Annotated in this window: 19 protein-coding genes; 9 read left to right on the top strand and 10 right to left on the bottom strand. The window is 71.5% G+C overall.

Features of this window, described 5'->3' with window-relative positions; genetic code table 11:
- Positions 1 to 4: 4 nt before the first annotated feature.
- The 6 genes from Pen02_RS33110 to Pen02_RS33085 all read right to left on the bottom strand — a co-directional run bounded on the left by Pen02_RS33110 (position 5) and on the right by Pen02_RS33085 (position 7,016).
- Positions 5 to 913: a hypothetical protein gene (locus Pen02_RS33110; protein WP_203870072.1), complete on the bottom strand. Its 909-nt coding sequence runs from the start codon at positions 911 to 913 to the stop codon at positions 5 to 7.
- Positions 910 to 1,548, bottom strand: coding sequence for a hypothetical protein (locus Pen02_RS33105; protein WP_203870071.1), 639 nt, complete (start codon positions 1,546 to 1,548; stop codon positions 910 to 912). Before Pen02_RS33105 ends, Pen02_RS33110 begins: the two co-directional genes overlap by 4 nt.
- Positions 1,549 to 1,552: 4 nt before the next feature.
- Positions 1,553 to 4,918: a M48 family metalloprotease gene (locus Pen02_RS33100; RefSeq protein WP_203870070.1), complete on the bottom strand. Its 3,366-nt coding sequence runs from the start codon at positions 4,916 to 4,918 to the stop codon at positions 1,553 to 1,555.
- A 152-nt stretch (positions 4,919 to 5,070) separates the two neighbouring features.
- On the bottom strand, positions 5,071 to 5,616 hold the full coding sequence (locus Pen02_RS33095) for an SRPBCC family protein (protein WP_203870069.1): 546 nt from the start codon (positions 5,614 to 5,616) through the stop codon (positions 5,071 to 5,073).
- Positions 5,613 to 6,026 carry a nuclear transport factor 2 family protein gene (locus tag Pen02_RS33090; protein ID WP_203870068.1) on the bottom strand — a complete coding sequence of 138 codons (414 nt, stop codon included), beginning with the start codon at positions 6,024 to 6,026 and terminating at the stop codon, positions 5,613 to 5,615. The genes Pen02_RS33095 and Pen02_RS33090 overlap by 4 nt, the downstream gene beginning before the upstream one ends.
- A 102-nt stretch (positions 6,027 to 6,128) precedes the next feature.
- Positions 6,129 to 7,016 (bottom strand): NAD(P)-dependent oxidoreductase, encoded by an 888-nt coding sequence (locus Pen02_RS33085; RefSeq protein ID WP_203870067.1) that lies wholly within the window; start codon positions 7,014 to 7,016, stop codon positions 6,129 to 6,131.
- A gap of 47 nt (positions 7,017 to 7,063) precedes the next feature.
- On the opposite strand from Pen02_RS33085, the gene Pen02_RS33080 reads away from it, so the two are divergent.
- Positions 7,064 to 7,417, top strand: a complete 354-nt coding sequence (locus Pen02_RS33080; RefSeq protein WP_203870066.1) for a winged helix-turn-helix transcriptional regulator — start codon at positions 7,064 to 7,066, stop codon at positions 7,415 to 7,417.
- Positions 7,418 to 7,607: 190 nt separating this feature from the next.
- Here the strand turns inward: Pen02_RS33080 and Pen02_RS33075 are convergent, their stop codons facing one another.
- The 3 genes from Pen02_RS33075 to Pen02_RS33065 form a co-directional block, all read right to left on the bottom strand.
- Positions 7,608 to 7,814 carry a DUF397 domain-containing protein gene (locus Pen02_RS33075; RefSeq protein ID WP_203870065.1) on the bottom strand — a complete coding sequence of 69 codons (207 nt, stop codon included), beginning with the start codon at positions 7,812 to 7,814 and terminating at the stop codon, positions 7,608 to 7,610.
- A 75-nt stretch (positions 7,815 to 7,889) separates the two neighbouring features.
- Positions 7,890 to 8,096 (bottom strand): DUF397 domain-containing protein, encoded by a 207-nt coding sequence (locus tag Pen02_RS33070; protein ID WP_203870064.1) that lies wholly within the window; start codon positions 8,094 to 8,096, stop codon positions 7,890 to 7,892.
- Between the two features lie 19 nt (positions 8,097 to 8,115).
- Positions 8,116 to 8,982 (bottom strand): helix-turn-helix domain-containing protein, encoded by an 867-nt coding sequence (locus Pen02_RS33065; protein WP_203870063.1) that lies wholly within the window; start codon positions 8,980 to 8,982, stop codon positions 8,116 to 8,118.
- A 307-nt stretch (positions 8,983 to 9,289) separates the two neighbouring features.
- Here Pen02_RS33065 and Pen02_RS33060 point away from each other — a divergent pair, with 307 nt between their 5' ends.
- The 7 genes from Pen02_RS33060 to Pen02_RS33030 all read left to right on the top strand — a co-directional run bounded on the left by Pen02_RS33060 (position 9,290) and on the right by Pen02_RS33030 (position 13,200).
- Entirely contained in the window at positions 9,290 to 9,433 is a 144-nt protein-coding gene (locus Pen02_RS33060; protein ID WP_203870062.1) for a hypothetical protein, read from the top strand.
- Positions 9,434 to 9,485: 52 nt separating this feature from the next.
- A complete protein-coding gene (locus tag Pen02_RS33055; RefSeq protein ID WP_203870061.1) occupies positions 9,486 to 9,671 on the top strand; it encodes a hypothetical protein in 186 nt (61 codons plus the stop codon).
- A gap of 75 nt (positions 9,672 to 9,746) precedes the next feature.
- A complete protein-coding gene (locus Pen02_RS33050) occupies positions 9,747 to 10,298 on the top strand; it encodes a DUF6585 family protein (RefSeq protein WP_203870060.1) in 552 nt (183 codons plus the stop codon).
- 81 nt (positions 10,299 to 10,379) lie between these two features.
- Positions 10,380 to 10,964: a DUF1707 SHOCT-like domain-containing protein gene (locus Pen02_RS33045; RefSeq protein ID WP_203870059.1), complete on the top strand. Its 585-nt coding sequence runs from the start codon at positions 10,380 to 10,382 to the stop codon at positions 10,962 to 10,964.
- A 230-nt stretch (positions 10,965 to 11,194) separates the two neighbouring features.
- On the top strand, positions 11,195 to 11,707 hold the full coding sequence (locus Pen02_RS33040) for a SigE family RNA polymerase sigma factor (protein WP_203870058.1): 513 nt from the start codon (positions 11,195 to 11,197) through the stop codon (positions 11,705 to 11,707).
- Positions 11,704 to 12,501 (top strand): hypothetical protein, encoded by a 798-nt coding sequence (locus Pen02_RS33035; RefSeq protein WP_203870057.1) that lies wholly within the window; start codon positions 11,704 to 11,706, stop codon positions 12,499 to 12,501. The genes Pen02_RS33040 and Pen02_RS33035 overlap by 4 nt, the downstream gene beginning before the upstream one ends.
- Before the next feature lie 174 nt (positions 12,502 to 12,675).
- Positions 12,676 to 13,200, top strand: coding sequence for a tetratricopeptide repeat protein (locus tag Pen02_RS33030; RefSeq protein ID WP_203870056.1), 525 nt, complete (start codon positions 12,676 to 12,678; stop codon positions 13,198 to 13,200).
- 6 nt (positions 13,201 to 13,206) lie between these two features.
- Here the strand turns inward: Pen02_RS33030 and Pen02_RS33025 are convergent, their stop codons facing one another.
- Positions 13,207 to 14,142 carry a LysR family transcriptional regulator gene (locus Pen02_RS33025; RefSeq protein WP_203870055.1) on the bottom strand — a complete coding sequence of 312 codons (936 nt, stop codon included), beginning with the start codon at positions 14,140 to 14,142 and terminating at the stop codon, positions 13,207 to 13,209.
- A gap of 71 nt (positions 14,143 to 14,213) precedes the next feature.
- Here Pen02_RS33025 and Pen02_RS33020 point away from each other — a divergent pair, with 71 nt between their 5' ends.
- Positions 14,214 to 14,903 (top strand): succinate dehydrogenase cytochrome b subunit, encoded by a 690-nt coding sequence (locus Pen02_RS33020; protein WP_275413637.1) that lies wholly within the window; start codon positions 14,214 to 14,216, stop codon positions 14,901 to 14,903.
- Positions 14,904 to 14,958 lie beyond the last annotated feature (55 nt).

The following is a 14,958-nucleotide window of genomic DNA, read 5'->3' as shown; positions in this document are numbered from 1 at the left end:
GGTCCTAGCGGGGCGCGGCGGCGCGGAGCGCGGCGTACAGGGTCCGGGCCAGGGTGGCGGGGACGTTGCCGGCCCGCTCGCTGTCCAGGTACACCGCCCGGTAGCCGTCCGAGGTGTAGAGCGTCCCGCCGGCCTCGGCCAGTCGACGCTGGTTCTCCGGGGACAGCGCCTGACCGGGGTTGGCGATCAGCCACCGCAGCTCCGGATCACCGACGAAGGCGACCCGGATTCCGGTCATCAGCAGCAGGTACCGGGCGGTCTCGAGATCCAGCTCCTGGGTCGAGTACGGATAGATCTGGATGACGTTCTTTCCGGCCGCCGCCTTCACCAGCGGCGAGTCGGTGACCAGGCGGGCGTACTCCGCCGGGGCGAGCATGGTCTTCAACATGATCAGCAGGAAGCCGGACTGCCGCAGCGCGAGGTAGTGCTTGACGGTCTCGTTGTCCGGGATCAGCCGGCCGAACGGCCGCTCGGCGCCGGGCAGGGGCTGGCTGTCCAGACTCTCCGCGTTGCCCATCAACGGGTCCAGCCGGAACTCCTCGCCGGTGACGTCCCCGGGCAGCGCCGGCCGGATCGCCGGGTGGCCGTGGGTCCTGGCCCAGGCGAGGAAGGCCAACATCTCGGTACGCATCTCGACGGTGGCCCGCGCCCGTCCAAGGGCGTCGTCGTAGCGCAGGCTGTTGGTCGGAACGAACCGGAAGCGGCTCGGATAGTCGGCGAGCCGGTCGACGAGGTCACCGACGGCAGCCGGCGCCGATCCCGCGCTGGTCGGCACCGTCGCGCCCTCGCCCACCCGGGCCGCTCCCCCACCGTCGGTGCAGCCGCCGGCCAGTCCAGCCGTGGCCACCGCCCCGAACAGACCCAGCAGGCCGCGACGGCGTAACGCCCGCTCCGGGAGGCGGCCGGTCGTCACTCGGCGCCGCTTTCGGCACCGGTCGGGCCGCGTCCGGCACCGGCCTGTGAACCTGTCGGCTCCTGCTCGACGGCGGTCCGGCGGCGTACCAGGGCGGCGTAGACGGCGTCGGCGATCAGCGTGGCCCGCCGCCGGGAGACGCCGACGGCCGGCGCGACACCGAGGATCAGCTCGCGTACCGTCTCCGCCTGCTCGATGACCTCGCGCGGGACCACCTCGTCGGTTCGCCGTACCCGTCGGCGGCGCAGTCGGTCGACCAGCCGCTGCCGGCCCCGCTCGGCAGCCGGGCCGAGCACGTGCACGAGCGTGGCGGTCAGTACCGGATAGACGACCAGGACGAGCAGGTCCGCGGTCAGGCCGGCGCCGATCGCGCCGCCCCGCCAGCGGACCGGTGCACCGGTCGCCGGATCGGGCACCGGCTCCAGGTCGCCGGCCAGCCAGGCGGCGGTGACCTCGGGCAGCAGTGGCAACTCCTTCGGCGCGACGGCCTCGACCACCTCGCGCGCGAGGTCACTCAGCCGCAGCAGCTCCGACTCCGGCTCCGGCTCCGACTGCGACTCCGGCCCCGGCTCCGATTGCGACCGCAACTGCGGCTCCGGCTGCGGCTGGGCGATCGACTCCACCATCTCCTCCATCACTTCACCTGTCTGTGCGAGCCCGAGCAGTGTCCAGGGCATGGGCGATCAACCGGGCGGTACGCACCGCCAGATCGTCCAGCAGAATCTGCTCCTTCGGGTCGAGCTGGTCGCGGAACGGGATTCCGCGCGCGATCTCGACCGTCAGCACGTTGTGCCCGACTCCGAGGACGACGCGGGCACCACCGACGACGGCCGGCAGCCCACCGACCGACGACGAGTTGGTGAGCCGGGTCTGGAGGCTCTGGTGCGGCAGGTCCGGCGGCGCGATGGCGACCGCGGACAGATGCGACCGCTGATCGTCGGAGAGCGGCGCCGGCACCGACCACCGTGGACAGTTCGCGAGTTCGGCATCGGCCTCGGCCAGGAGCTGTCGACCGGCGTCCCTCGACCGGTACGACGTGAGCGCGAATCCCAGCGTGGCCCCGAGCGGCGGCAGCGTGTCGGGCGGCACGGTGAGCACGATCGTGCCGTCGGCGACCGGTCCCAGGTCCCGCTGGACCTGCCGGCGGGCGACGAGCCGATCGGCGCAGGACTGTGGTCGCATTCCGGCGAGTTCCTCGGCGCCGGTCTCGGTGGGAATCGAGCTGACCTGCCACTCGGGCGGCAGTCCCCGGCGCGCCTCGGCGAGCAGAGCGTCCACGGACGCCTGGCTGAGCAGCCGCCCGGGGTCCGCGCCGATCGGCCGGACACGGTTGCCGTCCGGAGCGCCTGGCTCGATCCGGGCCGCCTGTAACCGGTCCCAGTCGCCCGCCTCGCCGGTCAACGCGGTTGCCGAGCCGAGCACGATCACGCAGACCGCCGCCACCACGCCCACCGTGCTGGCGGTCGCCACCGGCCAGAAACGTCGGCGTACCGGCCGGTCGGCGTACCTGACGCGGGCACGGATCACCGCGAGTACGTCGGACAGCAGCACCGTCACCGGCATCGAGAGCACGATCAGCGCGGTCAGCAGCCACCACGGTCGCTGGACGAAACTGGTCAGGTGATCAAGGTCGTGGCGCACCCCGACGAGCACGTCCCGGAGGTACTGGCCGGCGCCGGTCAGTGCCGTGGTGACCGCGCCGGCCAGCCAGGCCACGGCGATCCCGCCGGTTCGGACCTGCGCCCCGGTGGTCAGCAGCACGACCAGCACGACCAGCCAGCCGGTCGCCGCACACATCCACCATCTGTTGAACAGCAGGAAGAACGCGCCGTCCGCCGCGACCCGGTCGGCGAGGACCGGGCTCGCGACACTGGCGGCAACGCTTCCCACGCAGACCGCGAGCAGCACCAGCACCACGAGCCGCCGGACCGACCATGCGCGGTCGGCCGCTCCCGTGTTCGTCCCGGTCGCTGCCAGGCCGGTGCCACCGGCCGGGGTCGCAGGAACGAGGCCGGCCGGGGTGGTGGGAGCGAGGCCGGCCGGAGTTGCGGTAGTGGGGCCGGCCGGGGTGGTGGGAGTGGGGCCGGCCGGAGCCGGGGAAGTGGCGCCGGCCGGCGGCGAGGGGGCGGCTCCCGTCGGAGACCTGGGCGCGCCGCCGCGCAGGGCCAACAGCACGGCGGTGACCAGCAGCATCACCCCGGGCGTCCAGGTCCGGAAGAGGCCGTTCGGGGTATTCCACAGTGCCCGGTCGATGGGTACGCTGCGCCAGGCCCAGTGTCCGAAGAGCACCAGGGTCGCGGTGTCCAGGACCGTGCCCAGCAGCATCGTCATGCCGAGTACGGCGCACGTGCCGGCCACCGCCCGCCGGACGCCCCGGGGCACGGCGGCCAGCGCCTCGGCCAGCCCGGCACCGATCGCGCTGACCCCGGCCAGCAACAGCACCGCCCAGCCGAGTACACCGGGCACGAAGCCGACCATGAAGACCCCGTGCAACGGAGCTTCCTCGCCGTACCCGGGTAGCAGGTATCCGGCGACGAGACCGCTGGTGGAGCCGGCCACCCGGGCCCACCAGTTGCGTCGGTTCGGTGCGGGATGCCGGGCCCAGATCGGCAGGACCGCCGCCGCCCAGACCAGGGCGGCGCCGAGGACGGCCGGCTCGACGTCGACGGATCCGGCCGACGGCAGCGAGTCCGCGACGCCGAGCAGCAGGCGTTCGATCGTCTGGAAGGTGAACATGGCCAGCAGGCCGATCGCCGCCGCGACCCCGAAGCCGCCCTCCCAGCCCGCCGACCGGTTCACCGCCGAAGCCCGTTCCGGCTTCGGCGGATGCGTGGCGAGCAGCCGGCGCAGGCCCGACCGGGGCGCCCAGCGCCGCGCCGGAGGACGGGTCGGCGTGTCGTCGTCGACTCCGGTGGCGGCCTTCAACGCGTTTCCCAGGTCGCCCCGGGCGACGGCGAACCGGTCGGCGGCGTGCTCACGGCGCCGCAGTACCGCCGCACGCAGCACGAGGGCGGCGACCGCCAGCGCGACGGCGATCGGCAGCGAGCGGACGTACGACCCGGTCACGGCGGCCGGCTCGACGAGTACCGGTGCCATCGCCAGCAGCAGCACCGGTACGGCTAGCCACCCGGCCCACCACGTCGCCGAGGCCCAGGAGACGTCCCGGGCCCGTACGTGCGCCAGCTCGTGCAGCAGCACCAGGTCGAGTACGTCCTCCCGGCCGTACGCGTGCGCGACCGGCACCACCACCACCGGCCGGCCGAACGGTACCGAGGTGGTGTACGCCTCCCCGTCGATACGCCCCCACGGCGCGACGACCAGCCCGGGGCGGCGCCGGCCGGTCAGTCCCAGCGCCCCGCACCAGTACTCGAACCGGCCGGTGATCGTCGCCGTCGCCTCCCCGTCCGGCGGCTGGCGCCGGACCCGACCGCCCAGCCGCAGTCGCAACCACAGGCCGCCAAGGATCACGCAAAGCCCGGCGAGCAGCAGCATCGCCACCGCACCGCCGAGTCTGGCGGCGTAGCGGTTGGCCTCGAATCCGGCCTCGCAGGTCTCGTAGACGTCACCGCGCCCGAGCAGCCGGGCGATCTGCCCGCCGTCCGGCGGCAGGTCGTGCAGGGCGGCGCAGGCCTGCACCTCGCCCCAGCGGCCGAGGTCGTGCACCACGAACACCGCGTCACCGGCCCCCACCCCGACGGCCGCGAGGGCGAGCAGCACCAGCAGGTGGAGCCAGCGCAGTCCCCTGGCCTCCGCCGCAGCATCGGCAACCGGCGGATCGGCAGGATCGACGGGTTCGGCGCCGGACTCGACCGGGTCGGCAGGCTCGGTGGACCTGGTGGACTCGGTGGACCGGACAGGCTCGGCGGGTTCGGCGGGCTCGGTGGGCTCGGTGGACTCGGTGGACCGGACAGGCTCGACGGGTTCGGCGGGCTCCTCGGGTGGTGGCTGTTGCGGTCGGTGGTGGGTCGGCGGTTCCAGCACGCTGCATCTCCCGCTTCGGCTCATCCGAGGAGGCCGATCGTAGGCAGCGGACCGGGGTCGTACTGTCGGATCGCCGATCGGACGGCACTCGACCGACCACATTCGACCGATCGACGGGCGCTAGAGTCGGCCGGCCGGCGGAGCCTGGTGGTCGGAGGCTCCGGGCGACCGGCGGTTCACCGGGCCGGGTCGGCGAGCACGGCGTCGATCTGTTCCAGGCAGGTGCGCAGGCCCTCCTCCATGCCCGTCCCGAGCATCTGGTCGAGCTGCCCGCGATCGGGAAACGTGACGGTGACGGTCATCCGGGTACCGGTCCCGAGCGGCTCGATCGTCACTGCGGTGTGCGTCGGGTCGAGGTACTCGATCGGTTCGAGATCCTCACCGGCGAAGGTCTCGTCGAACTCCAGCCGGTACGGCGGGTCCACCACGGTCGTCGCCCACCAGCCCAGCCCTTCCTCGCCCTCCGGACCGGTGACCCGCCACTCGGACCTGCCGCCAACCAGCACCTCGTGCGGCTCGACCACGGTCGACCAGCCGGGCGGGGCCCACCAGCGGGCCAACTGCGCGGGGTCCGTCCACACTCGCCACACCCGCTCCGCGTCGACGGCATCAGCGCCCTCGCCGCCGTCAACGCCGTCAACGGCATCGGCGTCGGCGGCGTACTCGGCGACGAAGGTGAGGGTCAGCGCCGCCCGGTCCAGCACCGAACTGATCGCCGTCACGAGTCAGCCTGCGGCGGCACCGGGAAGTAGTCGCGTAGTTTCACGATCCGGCCGTCCCTGACCTGGAAGATCTGCACCAGGGACATGGTCGTCCGGTGTCCGGAGGGCAGGACGAGGACCGTGTCGATCTCGACGACGAAGACCTCGGGGTCGGTGGTGTCGCGCAGCACGTATCCGGACTCCGCCACGTCGACCGCGCCCTGGTAGGCCGGCGCCTGCTGGTAGGCGCCGATCCCGGACCGGATCGCCTCCCGGCCGACCAGTCGGCGCGGTAGCGGATGCCCGTCCGGGACCAGCGGTGCCTCGAAGATCCCGTCGTCGGTGAAGAGGGCGGCGACCGCGTCGGGATCCCGGCTGATCGGGCCGGCGTGGACGTACCGCTCGAAGACTTCCCGGTGCGTAAGGGTCACTTTCTCCAGCCTACCGGCCGCAGGTCGCGCCGACCGTCCCGGAACGCCGAGGCCGTGGCCGCCGGGCGGCGGTCGCGGCGCTCCGGGACCGGCCGGCCCGGCTCAGCGGCGGCCGAGGAGTTCGGCGACCCGGAGGAATCCGTCCGTACCGTGGCCGAGTCCGATCGTCCGCCGGGCCCAGCCCTCGACCGCCCGCATCACGCCAGCGTCGATCCCGTGCGCCTCTGAGGCGTGTACGACGTGTGCCATGGTCGACGCCGCCGAGGTGATCGGGTTGCCCTCGCCGGAGTAGCTGCCGTCCGCCACCTCGGCCGCCGTCTGTTCGAAGAGGGGCGGCAGGATCGCGCCGATGCCCACGGCGAACGGTGCCAACTCCCGCGCGCCGATCCCCTCCGCCTTCGCTACTGCCAGCGCGTGCGCCCACCCCGCCATCGAGGTCCAGAAGATGTCGAGCAGGGCGATGTCGTACGCCGCCGCCCGGCCGATCTCCTCCCCGAGGTGGGTGTGGGTGCCGCCCAGCCGCTCCAGCACGGGCCGGTACTGCTGGTGCAGGTCGCTCGGACCACTGTGGATAAAGACACCGTCCGGGGTACCGATGGTGGTGGTCGGCGTCATGATCGCACCGTCCAGGTAGCCGATCCCGTGCTCGGCCGCCCAACGGTCGAGGTCCCTGGCCCGCTCCGGGGTGTCGGCGGTGAGGTTGACCACGGTTCGTCCCTTGAGCGCGGCGGCGACGGCGTCGGTCCGGAGGATGGCGTCCACCGCGTCGTAGTTGACCACGCAGACCACGGTCAGGTCGCTGGCGGCGACCGCCTCCGCCGCCGAGCCGGCGCCGACCGCGCCCCGGTCGACCAGCGCGGCGTCCCGGCCGGGAGTGCGGTTCCAGACCGTGACGGTCAGGCCGGCGTCGAGGAACGCGCCGGCCAGCGCCCGGCCCATCGGTCCCAGACCGAGTACGGTGACAGCGGACTGTTCGGGGTGCGAGGACATACTTGAACTCCTGATACGTGTGCGAAACTGGGATGAAAAGGGCGGAGATGACGCGCAGCCGAGCCCGGGACCTGAACGTCTGCGGGGTTACCGCCGCGATCGCCGTGATCGACGGCAAGTGGAAGACGTCGCTGCTCTGGCTGTTGGAGTCCGGCCCGCACCGCCCCGCCGAACTGCGTCGGCGGCTGCCGGGCCTCACCGAGAAGGTGCTGACCCAGGCGCTACGCGAGATGGAGAACGACGGGCTGGTGCACCGGGAGGTGCACGACGTACTGCCGCTGAAGACGGTCTATTCGCTGACCCCGTTCGGGCGCGACCTCGCCGAGGCGGTGGCCCCGCTCTCTGACTGGGGACACCGTCGCCTGGACAAGCTCGCCGCCGCCCAGCCGTCGGCCTCCTGACATACCGTCGACCTCCCGTCGATCCCGAATCCGTCGATCCTGATCCCGGCGGCCGTCCGACCGCCCACAACCAGGTTCGTCCAGCCCGCCCGGACCGACAAGTACGCACAAAAAAGTGGCCATTCCGGGGTACGGACGGCGGCCCCGCCCACGGTTGCGGAGGGGGCCGCCGAACCGCACCGCAGAACGGTTACGCCGAAGGCGTCCCGTTCTTCAGCGACGCCGTGAAGGTCGCCCAGGCGGCGTGGCGGAACGCCAGCACCGCACCGGACCGGTCCTTGCTGTCCCGCACCGCGACCACAGCCCCGAGATTGTCGGCAACCTCGACGCAGTTTCCGTTGGCCCCCGAACGACTGCTCGTGCGCCACCTGGCATCGCTCGGATCGAAGTCGTACATTCTCCTCACCTCCCTTGTACAGCCGGCGGCCCCGCCCACGGCTGCGGAGGGGGCCACCGAACTGCCGCAAAACGGCTACGCCGGGGGCGTTCCGTTCTTCAGCGACGCCGTGAAGGTCGCCCAGGCGGCGTGGCGGAACGCCAGCACCGCACCGGACCGGTCCTTGCTGTCCCGCACCGCGACCACAGCCCCAAGGTTGTCGGCAACCTCGACGCAGTTTCCGTTGCCACCCGAACGACTGCTCGTACGCCAAGTGGCGTCGGCCATGTTGATCTCGTACATCTACTTCACCTCCCTTCCGTCAATGCTGGTCGGCGACGCCGAGGATCATGCGGATCGAGGCCGCCGGATTCAGCGCCGCCGCGCGTAGGTGCTCGAAGAGATCGGTGTAGCTGGCGACGTCAGTGTCGCGCTCCAGGAAGAGGCCATTGACGCGGTTTTCGAGATACACCAGTTCCGGATCGGCCGCGTCCGGAAAGCCCATGATTGCGAACGCCCCGTGCATCCCCGGATGCGCGCCGACATCGTAGGGCAGCACCTGCACCGTGAGGTTGGGCGACTTCGTCAGCTTGGCGAGGTGCTGTAGCTGATCGCGGATCACGTCCGCCGAGCCCACGCGCCGGTGCAACACGCTCTGGTCGATGATGGCCCACACCCGCAGCGGCTCGGCTCGGGCGAGTACTTCCTGACGCTTGAGTCGCGCCTCCACCCGACGTTCCACCTCGTCCTCCGTGATCTCCGGCAGTACACCGGCGATCAAGGCTCGGGCGTACGCCTCGGTCTGGAGCAGGCCCGGGACGAAGAGTGACTCGTAGTTGCGGACCGTCTGGGCTTCCGACTCGAACGAGATGTAGGTGCTGTACTCGTCGGGCAACTGGTCCTCGTACGCCTGCAACCAGCCCAGTTGCCCCGCGTCCTTGGCCAGGCCGACCAGTTCGAGCCGGCGCTCCGGATCGGTGACGCCGTAGACGTCGAGCAGGCCGAGCAGAGTCCGGCGCTGCGGACGGGCCCGCGCGGTTTCGAGGCGCCAGAGGGTGGCCGGGTTCATGTGGGTGCGCTCGGCGACGTCCTCGCGGGTGAAACCGGCGCCGTGCCGCAGTGCGCGGATTTCCGCCGCCAGTCGGCGCAGTCTGACGGTCGGCGGTTGCTTTCGTGCCGCCACGTTCATGCTCCTTCGCTCCTCTCCAGTCTCAGATGGCTTGCGTTTGCAAGGCAATGGAAAAGCCGCGCGATATGAGCAGAACGCCCCCTCGCAAGCCTTGCGTTCGCGCATCAAACCCCAGCAATATGACCCACGGTACGGCCTCAGTCACGCTCCGGCTGACCCGTACCGGCCACGGCGCGCCGCGCACTTCCCCCGCCGGAATGCGCCGTGGCCACTCCGCCCTCGGGCGGACGTCCCGTAACCGGGATGCCGGGCAGGTCGCTGGCGGCAACCGGCCGCCGCCCGGCATCCCGCGAACCAGGAGGTCGCCATGCTGCTGCGCCTGTTCTTCACGGTCGTCGGCTGCACCCTGCTCGGTTTCCTCGCCGGGCTTTTCGCCTTCAGGGTCAAGTCCCGCTGGTGTCCCCGCTGCGGTACCACCACGTCCGAACTGGGCGGGCAACACCGGACGTAGCTCTGATCGTGCCGACCCACGTCCTGCCCGACGCGTCAGGAAGGAACAGTTGATGAGCCTGGAGGAGTTGACCCACGAGGAGCCCTTCTACGCCGCGATACGCCTGCTGGCCGAGACCGCCTGGCGGCGGGGCATGACCGTCGAGACCCTGCTGACGTTGACCGACCTTCTCGACCCGCTCAACAACCCCGACACCGACGATCCGGTACGCCGAACGGAGCGGCCCAGCTCGCCCTAGCCTCGGAACAGCGCGACGACACATGCCGCCAGATCGGTATTCACCGTGGGCGATGGCGTCGATAGCATGCGTGGTGTGACCGACCCGGTGACGCCAGCGGCCAGTCCCCAACTCGGCGAGTTCGTCCGGACGTACCGTGCAGACGACCGTCGCAGGTTCAGCACCGCGATCGGGATGCTGATCGTCGGCGCGCTGAGCGCCCTGATCGGCCTCCCCATCTTCCAGGCCCGGCAGGAGCAGATCTCGTCGCAGGGCGGCAACCCTGGCAGCCCGTTCGCCAACGCCATCACCGGCTTTCCGCTCTTCGGCGGCCTGCTGCTGGTCGCGTTCGCCTGTTGGCGGCTCGGGCACGCCATCGCCAACCGGGGCGAGCGGTTCGACGAGTACGAGGGCGGTTTCGTCCACACTCGACGCGGAGTCGCCGATCCCGTCCCCTGGTCGGAGGTGAGCAGGGTCCGGCGGCTCGGTGAGGCGCGGGACGGTTGGCGGCACACCCTCGGCATCGACTGCCGTTACGTCGTGCAGCGCCGAAGCGGCCGTACGATCCGGTTCAACACCCAGATCGAGAGCGGTGACGTGCTCGGCACCCACATCGAGCGCGCCAGCCGACCCGGTTCGTCAGGCTGACGGACACCGTCGCTCGCTAAGCAACCCGAGTTGAGCCGACCGGGCTTCTGCACGTGTCGACCGAACCGTAGTGTTGCTCAGGTGAGTGGTGACGTGGTCCCGCCGAGGCGGGAGGTGCGGTTGTCCGACGCCGAGCGGGAGGGCGTCGTCGCCCGGTTGAGCGCTGCGGTCGCGGAGGGCCGGCTGACGCTGCCCGAGTTCGAGGAGCGCGTCGACGGCGTGCTGCGGGCCCGGACCGACAGCGAGGTACAGCCGTACGTCGCCGATCTGCCGGACGTCGCCCCGACCGTCACACCCGACGAGGTAGTCGAGCTGAACAGCTTCGCCGGGGAGATCAAGCGCTCCGGTCGATGGACCGTACCCCGGAAACTGGTGATCCGCAGCAAGGCCGGCACGGTCAAGCTCGACCTGCGGCACGCCGTGATCAGTTCCCGGGTGGTCGAGATCAACCTCGCCACCCAGGCCGGCTCGACGTACATCGTGCTGCCGACCGGCGCGACCGCCAACATCGACGGGGTCAACACGAGCGCCGGCACGGCGAAGGCCAAGGTGCCGTCCACGCCGGAACCCGGCTCGACCGCCCCGCACGTCGTCGTCACCGGCAGCACCGCCGCCGGCACGCTGGTGGTGCGCTACGAGCGCCGCTTCTGGCGCTGGCGCTGGTAGCACGACCAATCCTCCCCGCCCGGCCGGCTGCCGCGTCGCCGCCGTCCTGAGCCTGCTCCGACGGACACTGCCGGCACCGAAGCCCGCCGGGTCGAACCCTCCTCAGTCGCAGACCCGGCCTCAGTCGCAGACCCGGCCTTGTCCGCGTCGACCCGCCGCACGAACCCGGGCAACCTTTCCGACCCCTCGTTCCGTTCCCCGGGCATGAGGTCAACGAAGGGCGCGGCGCGGTGAAACGGGCCGACGAGGACGAGTACCGGCAGTTCGTCGTCACCCGGCTCGAACCGCTGCGCGTCACGGCTTACCTGCTCTGTCGGGACTGGCACACCGCCGACGATCTGGTCTCCATCACCCTCGGCAAGCTGTACCGGCACTGGCGGCGGGTACGCGCGATGGAGAGCGTCGACGGGTACGTGCGCGGGATGCTCACCAACGCGTGGCTGGACGAGTGCCGTCGACCGTGGCGCCGGGAGAAGGCCACCGACGATCCGCCGGACTCGGCGGACCAGACGGTGCACGAGTACGCGCTGTCCGACCGGGAGATGCTGCTCGACCTGCTGAGACAGCTTCCGCCGCGTCGGCGGGCGGTGGTCGTGCTGCGCTTCTACTGCGACCTCTCGGTGGAGGAGACCGCTCAGGTGTTGGGGATCAGCACCGGCACGGTGAAGAGCCAGGCGGCGCGTGGGCTGGAGCACCTGCGGCTGGCGGCAACGGGTGTGGGAGTGAACGGAGAGGGCGCATGAGCCATCGAACCATCCTCGAAGAGGCGGTCGGAGAGATTCCACCGACCACCATCGACATCGACCGGCTGATCGCCGGGCAGCGCCGCCGGGTGCGGCTCCAGCGGGTCGGTACGACGGCAGCGGCGGTGGCCGCCGTGGCAACCGTCACCGTCGGCGCGGTGGCCGTGGTAGGACGGCCGCCGGCCGATCTTCCCGCACAGCCGGGCCCGACGGCGGCGCCGGTACGCACGCCCGTTCCGTCGGCGGGCAATCCCTTCCAGCCGGTGGACTGGGCGATCTTCGCCGTGGTGGCACGGGTGGCACCGGACCTCGAATGGGCACCGCACGTGGCCGTGGGACCGGACGAGCCGCCGATCTGGCTCTCCGGTCCGATGCTTCGTGGCGACATCCCGCACGGCCACATGGGGCAGGGCGGAGTTCGCTCGGGTGACCGGGTCGGTCGTCTGCTCGTACAGATCGACCGCACCCAGACGATCCGGCCGTGCACCCCGGATGCGGTCCGGGACCGCAACTGCATCGACAGCACCGGACCCGCCGGCGAGCAGATCCGGTCCGAATCCGTCCGGGGCCCGATCGTGCGCGTTCCGAGGCAGACGTATCCGCCCGGCGAAACCCTGCGGCCTGTCCCGACCTCCGACCCTTCCGTTGCCTACGCCACCACCCGCTGGGTCCAGGTGCAGCGTCCGGACGGGACGTACCTGATCGTGACCGTCCGGGGGGACGGCGAGGACCCGCCGTTGACCATCGAACAGTTGACCGCGATCGCCCTCGACCCCACCGTGACCACACCGTAGCCACCCGCACGAGGGTCGGCCCCGACCAGGTGCGGCGGCCGGCGACGCGCCTGGAGGAGGGGCGTCACCGGCCGCCGTGCTCCGACCCGGCTCCGACACCTGCCGGGGTGGCTCGGGTTGCGCCGGCCCGAGGGCTGACGGAGGCGTGACCGGCGGATTTGCGATCATGCACGGATGCGGGACTGGGAGCGGCGGGTCGCCGAGGCGTGGGCATCGATCGACGAGTACGAGGGCCGGGACGAGGAGTTCCGAGCCCTGATCGACGGCTTGGCGGCCGAACTGCCCGACGGTGACCCGGTCGCCGCGTTCGAGCGGGCCTGCGCCTGGGACTCGACCGGGCACTCCGACCGCGCCGTCCCGCTCTACCGGCGGGCGCTGGACGACGGCCTCTCCGGTTACCGGCGCCGCCGGGCGGTGATCCAACTGTCGAGTTCGCTGCGGAACGTCGGGCAGGCCGAGCTGGCGGTCACGCTGCTGGAGGCCGAGCGCGCCATCGACCCGGCGACGCTGGACGAGCAGACCCGTGGCCTCGGTGACGCAATCAGCGCGGTGTTGGCGCTCTGCCTGGTTGACGCCGGCCGCGAGCGGGAAGCGGTCTCGGTCGCGGTCGCCGCGCTCGCCCCGCACCTGCCCCGCTACCAGCGCTCGATGGCGAACTACGCGAGGCTGCTGGTCGCCCCCGACGACGGTCAGCACTAGCAGCGCTCAGTACGGCGTGACCTCTGCCGGCAGGGTCGCGTTCGCGGCGGCCGTACCGATGTATTCGAGCAGGATCCGCCGGAACGCCCGCGCCGCGTGGGTCGGTTCCGGCTCCCGCCGCCGGGCCAGCGCGATCGTCCGGTGCACCCCGGGTGGGGCCAGCCGGGTGACCCAGAGCCTGGGCCGCCGGGCCACCACGATGCCCGGCACCAGCGCGACGCCGAGTCCCGCCTCCACGAAGGACAGCACCGCGTCCATCTCGCCGCCGTCCACCGCCAGCGACGGCTCGAAGCCGGCCTCCCGGCAGGCCCGCAGGGTGGCGTCCCGCAGGTCGTAGCCCTGCCGGAACATCACCAGCGGCTGATGCCGCAGGTCGGTGAGGTGCAGCGTGCCGGCCGAGTCGGTCATCGGCAGCGGGTTGAGCGAGGCGACCACCAGGTTGTCCCGGAGGATCGGCTCGGCGGTCAGGGCCGGGTCGGCGCCGGTCGCCGGCAGGATGATCAGGGCCAGGTCGAGTTCGCCCCGGAGCAGGTCGCGGACCAGGTCCTGCGAGCCGCTCTCCTCGACCCGAAGGTCGACGCCGGGGTGGGCGTCCCGGAACCGGCGCAGCACCGCCGGGGCGAGGGAGGTGGCCAGGCTGGGGGTGGCGCCGAGGCGTACCCGGCCGCGCCGGACTCCGACGAGTTCCTGGACCTCCCGGCGGGCGGTGTCGACGTCGGCCAGGATGCGCTCGGCGAGCGGCAGCAGCACCTCGCCGGCCGCTGTCAGGCCGATGTTGCCGCGTACCCGTTCGAAGAGGGGGGCACCGAGATCCGACTCCAGGGCGTGAATCTGCTTACTCAACGAAGGCTGGGTGATGCCGACATTGTCGGCGGCATGAGTGAAATGCCGGGTTTCCGCCACTGCCACGAAGTATCTCAACTGGTGGAGCTGCACCTGCATAGCCTACAGCTATCGACGCTGAGGCTTTGATGCATTGGACGACTAATGAGAGGTCTCCTAGCGTTTGGAGGGTGACAGCTCTCTCGACGCGGTCGCCGATCCGGTCCAGCATCGGCCTGAAGATCGTGATGGCGGTGACGGGCATCCTGCTGGTGCTCTTCCTTCTCGCACACATGCTCGGCAACCTCAAGATCTTCGTCGGACCCGCGTCGTTCGACCACTACGCGCACTGGCTGCGGACGATCGGCTCCCCGGTACTGCCGGACACCTGGTACCTCTGGATCCAGCGCGCCGTGCTCGGGATCGCCCTGGTCGCGCACATCTGGTCGGCCACCGTGCTGGCCCGGCGGGCCCGCGCCGCCCGCCCCGTCCGGTACGCGCACCGTCCCAAGGTGCAGGGCAGCTACGCGGCCCGGACGATGCGCTGGGGTGGCGTGATCATCGCCCTCTTCGTGGTCTACCACCTGCTGGACCTGACCACCGGCGACCTGAACCCGGTCGGCGACCCGCGCCGGCCGTACGCGAACGTGGCCGCCGACTTCGCGCCGGAACGCTGGTACGTGACCCTGCTCTACACCGTCGCGATCGTGACCCTCGGCTTCCACCTGCGGCACGGGCTGTTCAGCGCGTTCCGCAGCCTCGGTCAGCAGACTCCCCGGGGCGAGGCCCGGGCCCGGGCGCTCGCGCTCGGCTTCTCCGTCGCGCTCTGCGCCGGCTACCTACTCGTCCCCTTCGCCGTCATCGCGGGATTGGTGCGCTGATGAACTCTCCTCGACCTGGGCAGCGCGGCGAGTTCGCCCCGACGTCCACCTCCGG

This window comes from Plantactinospora endophytica, assembly GCF_016862915.1.
Lineage (GTDB): Bacteria > Actinomycetota > Actinomycetes > Mycobacteriales > Micromonosporaceae > Plantactinospora > Plantactinospora endophytica.
This window is presented reverse-complemented; position numbering and strand designations above follow the sequence as displayed.